General features: G+C 62.2%; 6 protein-coding genes and 1 pseudogene. 3 read left to right on the top strand and 4 right to left on the bottom strand.

What is annotated here, in order from left to right; all coding sequences use genetic code 11:
* Positions 1–50 precede the first annotated feature (50 nt).
* The 4 genes and pseudogenes from AC5LUJ_RS22075 to AC5LUJ_RS22060 all read right to left on the bottom strand — a co-directional run bounded on the left by AC5LUJ_RS22075 (position 51) and on the right by AC5LUJ_RS22060 (position 4,622).
* Positions 51–359, bottom strand: coding sequence for a hypothetical protein (locus AC5LUJ_RS22075; RefSeq protein ID WP_493465657.1), 309 nt, complete (start codon positions 357–359; stop codon positions 51–53).
* A gap of 52 nt (positions 360–411) precedes the next feature.
* Positions 412–1,353 (bottom strand): M12 family metallopeptidase, encoded by a 942-nt coding sequence (locus tag AC5LUJ_RS22070; RefSeq protein WP_493465656.1) that lies wholly within the window; start codon positions 1,351–1,353, stop codon positions 412–414.
* 222 nt (positions 1,354–1,575) lie between these two features.
* Positions 1,576–3,171: a hypothetical protein gene (locus AC5LUJ_RS22065; RefSeq protein WP_493465655.1), complete on the bottom strand. Its 1,596-nt coding sequence runs from the start codon at positions 3,169–3,171 to the stop codon at positions 1,576–1,578.
* Between the two features lie 738 nt (positions 3,172–3,909).
* Positions 3,910–4,622 (bottom strand): annotated as a pseudogene (locus AC5LUJ_RS22060) (IS6 family transposase).
* A gap of 76 nt (positions 4,623–4,698) precedes the next feature.
* Here AC5LUJ_RS22060 and AC5LUJ_RS22055 point away from each other — a divergent pair.
* The 3 genes from AC5LUJ_RS22055 (at position 4,699) to AC5LUJ_RS22045 (ending at position 5,493) form a co-directional block, all read left to right on the top strand.
* A complete protein-coding gene (locus AC5LUJ_RS22055) occupies positions 4,699–4,821 on the top strand; it encodes a ribbon-helix-helix protein, CopG family (RefSeq protein WP_493465654.1) in 123 nt (40 codons plus the stop codon).
* Positions 4,822–4,897: 76 nt separating this feature from the next.
* A complete protein-coding gene (locus tag AC5LUJ_RS22050) occupies positions 4,898–5,203 on the top strand; it encodes a hypothetical protein (protein ID WP_493465653.1) in 306 nt (101 codons plus the stop codon).
* Entirely contained in the window at positions 5,200–5,493 is a 294-nt protein-coding gene (locus tag AC5LUJ_RS22045) for a ribbon-helix-helix protein, CopG family (protein WP_493465652.1), read from the top strand. The genes AC5LUJ_RS22050 and AC5LUJ_RS22045 overlap by 4 nt, the downstream gene beginning before the upstream one ends.
* Positions 5,494–5,781: the final 288 nt, after the last annotated feature.

The raw sequence follows: 5,781 nt of genomic DNA, 5'->3' as shown, positions 1-5,781 counted from the left end.
GGGGCGTCGCGCGCCGTAGGAGAGGCTCGCCACCTGTCCCAGAATTCCGTTCAGGGCTCGACAACGACGGTCATGCTCCTAGCCAGGGATGAGCGCCACGGATCCCCGGTGACGACGTCGATCACGGCCCGGCCCGGCAGACGGGCGCGGAACAGGACCGCATTGGGCGGCCCCATCGGGGCGAGGACCCGGCCGTCGGTCCCCAGGACGCTCTCGATGAAGATCCCGAGAATCTCAACGGCCGATCCTTCCCGCACCCGACCGCCGGAGGCGGAGAACCGGAGAACATCGCCCACGCCGATGGTCAGGTCCGCCAGGAGGTCCTGGGCGGTGGGCTGGATCTCGATCAGTCGGCTCACGTCCACCGCTCCTATTCCCGCCCGAGGCCCCATGCTGTCCGGTGGGCCGGGGTCAGGCCGCCACGTCCTCGGAGGGGGGCCAATCCTCCTCGGCGGAAGTCACGAAGACCGTCTTCGGGTAGACGGAACCGGCGAACTTGAAGTCCGTGGCGTTGATGTCGCTCCCGCCGCGGATCGGGCGGCCGTCAAAGGTGATCTCGCCGGGCAACTGGTAGCACATGATCGAATCCTCGTCCGGCGCCGTCCCGAAGATTGAGGCATTGTCGAGCGGGGTCAGCACCTGCTCGTCCACCACCCTCGGGGACCAGCCCTGCGTCGCGAGGAAGTACCGGTACGCCCTCTGTGGATCGATACGGGCCACCAGATCCTTGCGCATGTGCTCGTGCGGGAAGCCGAGGGTGTGCCCCGCCTCATGCCGGATCACCCGCCGAAACTCGGACTCCGGGGTATTCATGGTGAACCCTTCCAGGTTCATCGTCTGCCGGTTCGGTGGAACGAGCATTATGTCGGTGCCGAGGTAGGAGAAGAAGCCCCCGGGGCCAAGCGAGATCCGCACATTGCCGGTTCCGGCTGTCTCCACGAAAGACACCCCTGCCGTGAGCGTCCACGCGTTCAGATGGTTGACGATGCGGGCCCGCAGATCCTTCGGTGTGGGCTCCATGAAGCTGACCGAAAGCTGGCGCGGTGACGGACCCCAGTACTTCGAGGTGACAATGACGAGACGCTGGGGTGAGTCGACCAGCATGTCGCCGGAGAGCGGTTGGCTCAGCGGGGCGTTGACCGGGTTGATCTGAGCTGCGACCTGAGCGGCCTTCTCGTGAAGCCGGGCAGGTAGAGCCTTGATCCGGCAACCCTGAGCGTTGCCGCTAGCCTCCTTGTCGCCGTTGTCCGAGTACTCGGCGTCCTGGAGAGCCGCCGCCGTCGCGATCCGGGCGATCTCGGACAAGGCCGCCCTCTCCGGGCCCGCGTTTACACTGGTTCCCGTCTTGCCCATCGTGAATCCTCCTTAGCTGGGACTGTGGGCCACAATCACTGCCGTCAGAATCCGAACATCTTTGACAATGTAGTTTGGCGCAACTCCTTCCCATGCGGGGATCTGTAGGGGCGGCGGGTGAGATTCCCGCCTACCCGGCGCTGGTCGCCGCACTAACAACCAGGGTGGATCTCTCCATCACCTCGAGATCAACTTCACTATTGTCGGTCGCTCTTATTGGGATCAGACACCCCAAAAATCGCGGCATGCGCGTCTGAAGAACAGCGCGCGTCGCAGCAGGTAGGTGGTTTGGTCCGCCCATCCGAGAAAATCGAGCCCCGACTTTATGTTGCTAGGAGGCTGGTTGATCAGGGTGTCCCGTTTGATGAGCCTGGTGAAGTCAACGGTAATAGGGTCTGGTCGTGGCTGACCGTCAGGATATCTGAACACGACGCCAGCCTGATTCCGCATCAAGTTGACGAGTTCTTGGGCAAGGATACCGTACCCGATGGTGGTAGGATGCACGCCGTCCAGGGAGATCAGACCGCCGTTAGCTCGTTTCTGCCCTTCGCTGGTGAGAAATTTCGAGTCCGGCACAGGGTTGAGCGCCGCCAGTTCGGATGGCAACGGGTAGGGTGCCCACCAGGAGGGTCGGGCTACTGGGTCGTCGATATAGCGACGTGAAGCCAGCCGGTCCAGTAGGGCGGCGGTCTCGAAGACGTACCAGTCCAGGCGGCGTTGCCGGGCTCTTCTCACTTGGTCCACAATGGCCTGGTTGTACTGATCAATGGCGCTGTCAATAGCGCGAGCCTGCTGTTCGGTGATATACGGGTCCTTTCTGGGATTGAACTCCCGATCAGAAATCCAGGGACGGGTATAGTACGGAAAATACCGCGAGCCAGGCTCGATTTTGGTTCCGACGCCTCGCGCTATCGGCACAATTGTGACGTGCGGGATGGTGCACCAGATGACGTGACGTGCCTTTATTGCGGAAACTTTTTCTGTGATCCGGTCCAGCTCACGTGTAAAGTGGGTGGGGCGCCAAACCGTGTACGTCCGGTTGCGCTTAAGATCGTCGTACCCATCTTCCTCGCTCCACACGACGCAAAGCTGAACGACTGCGGGCAGGGCATTATTGGCTCCCAAGAATACGATCAGGGTTTCAATGCCGCCATCGTTGCCAAGCTCCCCGGTGAGGTCGAGCAGCGTACTGTTCGGACGCTCCTCGGAAAGGACACGCAGCGCTGCCAGATTGTTATGATTTTCGACGATCTGATTCAGCAAATTGTCCTTGGGTTCCTTCATTTCACTCTTGCAGATCGCAGGCGTCCGCTCAAGAGCGTCCCGCAAGTCCCAGCCATACACCGCGAGCGCATGGTTGATTCCGGTGACTGCGGGGGTCCTTGCCCCCGGCCCGCGTTCCCAATAGTCCTCCACCTCATCCGCGAACTGCCGTGCGTAGAATGGCGCTAGCGGAGCCTCGAACCAGTCGATTTTTTCACCGAATTTACGCTCCAAGTCGCGCGCGAACAGCTCGATGTTAAACGGGAGGCCGCCGTAACCACCATACGTGGGATACCGGAACTGTCCCGACCAACCCAATTCGCGGGCGATGATGGCTGGATATGACAAGTCAGTGTTGAATATCGCACCGCTTTGAAAGCCGTGAGTCAACGAATCGCCAATAGCTACGATCCGATGCTTTGGCTCACCCTCCTTGTTTCTATCCACTTGAATTCCCAGAGTAGGATCCGTCTCTGGCGGACGAGGTTCTTCCGTGATCTTCACTTCTTCCGGCGTGCGGGGATCACGCTTACGGTCGGGCACGGCGTTTGTCATAGTTTACCATCCAGGGTACCTATGGGGTGATTTCGTCAGCCGCAAAGTCGGTCGAGCATACGAAGATCGTCTTATTAGCATGGTCGCCTGCTTCACCTAGTGTTGCCTGTACCGAGATCGGTAACCTGGAATGTACCGAATCGATTTCTGTGATCCCGTCCGGGATCTCCTGTCCTTGTTTCGCGCAGTGACGGTCGCGGATTGTGAGAGCAGGGTTGTGTTGTCATTCACGGTTCGACGGATCGGTTGGAAGACGAATCGCCTGGGTCTCGGCGGGTTGGCCTTCAGCAGACTGCCGGGCGACAGGCTCAGTTTTTCTTGGCACCGTCGGCTACGAAAAGTGGCAGCATCCGTCCGCGATGATCGTTTGTCCGTTGAGGCGAGTGTGTCCAAAAGGGTGTTGTTTTGAGCGTGGCCCCATCCTGCGCAAACCGTAAGTACATGCCCATACTGAACCACATATCCCAATCCGGACAATCATATCCTTTACTGTACTTTCATTTCCTAAGAGGCCATATTTTGTAAACCGCCATTGATGGGCTTCTCAGCATCGATCTCGTCGACCACCTGTCAGCACGTCACTCATAGGAAGTAGAACATCGCCGCTGGGGGCCGACAGCGCCTGACAGTTACCCGGATCTGGGTTACCCCAATACGGTCTGCTCCGCTTGAGGGCGCACAGGGGCTCTGTTGCATTGGGCGGAGGCAAGGCACGGTGGACCTGCGCCGGGCGGGTGCTCAGATGGCCAGGGCGAGCTCGGTGAAGGCGGCGGTCAGCCGCTGGCGGGGTTCGGCGTCCGTTCCGAGTGCGTAGTGGCCGCGGCGGATGTTCTGGACGAATGCGTGTCCGGCGCCGGTCACGTGTGCGGAGCGGGGGCGTTTCAGGCCGCGCATCGGCCGCAGCCGTGCTTTGAACCGGCCATGATCGGTTTCGATGGGGTTGTTCGCATACTGTTCGTCGCTGTGGTGGGCGGCGGGCAGCAGCTCGTCGAGGACCCGCGGATAGGAAGCGGCCTGGTCGGTGGTGACTTCGACCGGGCGGCGGCCGTGGGACAGAGCGCGGGTGAAGAAGCGGCGGGCTGCGGTCAGGTCCCTGTGTTCGGAGGCGATGACGTCGATGACCTGCCCGTACTGGTCGACCGCCCGGTACAGATAGATCCACTTTCCGGAGACCTTGACGTAGGTTTCGTCGACGAACCACCGATCCCCGGGAATGTGCCGGCAGGGCCGGGCGGCGTCGATCAGCAGCGGGGTGAACCGCTGTACCCACCGGTAGACGGTCACATGGTCGACGACCAGTCCGCGTTCGGCGAGGAGCTCTTCGACGTCCCGGTACGACAGGCTGTAGCGGAGGTACCAGCGGACCGCCAGCACGCTTCACCTCGGACGGAAAGCGGAATCCGGTGAACTGAAGAGGCGGGGATCGGCGGACGGACGGCACGTCGACGCATCCATCGATCATTACTGATCAGGCGCCGAGACAGCGGACCTCGCCAACGCAACAGACCCGGGCCGGGTCCGGCGGATGTGGTGCCGGTGCGGCTGGACCCGGAGCTGCGGGCGGTGCTTGCGGCGCGGGCGGCTGCCGATCATACGAATGCTAGCGAGGTCATCCGTCGGGCGCTTCGGGCGTGGCTCGACGTCGCGTAGTTCTCCACGATACTGATCACGAGCGCTCACGCTTTGCCGTCCGGACATTCGTGAGTAGCTGTGTGACACTGTAGTCATGGTGGGCGGGTTGTGGTGGGACGACGAGGACGCGGCGTACATCCGCCACCGTTCCGACCGCTACCCCGGGGCGACTGACATCGAGCCGGAGCGGACGGTGGAGGCGGCCGCGGATCCTCGCCGGATCGTCCGCAACCCCGATCCCAGGAGTCAGACCGGAGCGATCCGGCTCGTCGGCTACTCGCCGAGCGCCGGGTTCGTACTCATGGTGATCATCGATCCGGTGGACAAGGCCGGGATCACCGCGCGGAAGACCCGCGGAGCCGATCTTCGGGGCTATCTGGAAGGGCAGGGCAGGCCATGACTGATCGTGTGACCCGCGCTCGGCGGGATGCCATTCGTGCCGAGTACGCCGCTGAAGAGGCCGAAGCCGCGCAGGCTGAGGCGCTGGAGAACGAGCAGGCCGTGGTGTCGGTGCGGGTACCCGCATCCCTGGCCGACACCCTCAAGGCCCGGGCGGCTGCCGAGCACATCCCCACCTCGGTGCTGATCCGGCGCATCCTCACCCGAGCCGTACACGATCCGGAAGCGCCGGTGCTGACCGTCGAGCAGGTCGAGGAGATCGCCCGACGCGTCTTCCGCGAATCGGCATGAGCATGCCGTGGCGGGGTGGGCGGCGATGTCACGACCGACGTGGGTGGTCGAGTGGCGCTGCGGTGTGACGGTGATCTAGATTGGAGGGGTTCGTCGAATACTGCGAGTGACGCACGTGATTGCCTGTTATCCGAGGAAACGATGGGTGCTGTGTGCTCATTGTGGGTGCGGACGTTGCGGAACTGTCTGCCAGCCACCGGCACTCTCCGGCATCTACGACCGCTATGACCTGCACGTTCAGGCATTTTCGGATATCGGTGAGAATATCCCGGCACGTGTTCCAGGGGT

It is taken from the genome of Protofrankia sp. CiP1_Cm_nod3 (assembly GCF_982290655.1).
Note: the sequence above shows the minus strand (reverse complement) of the source record. Positions and strands in the feature narration are given on the sequence as shown.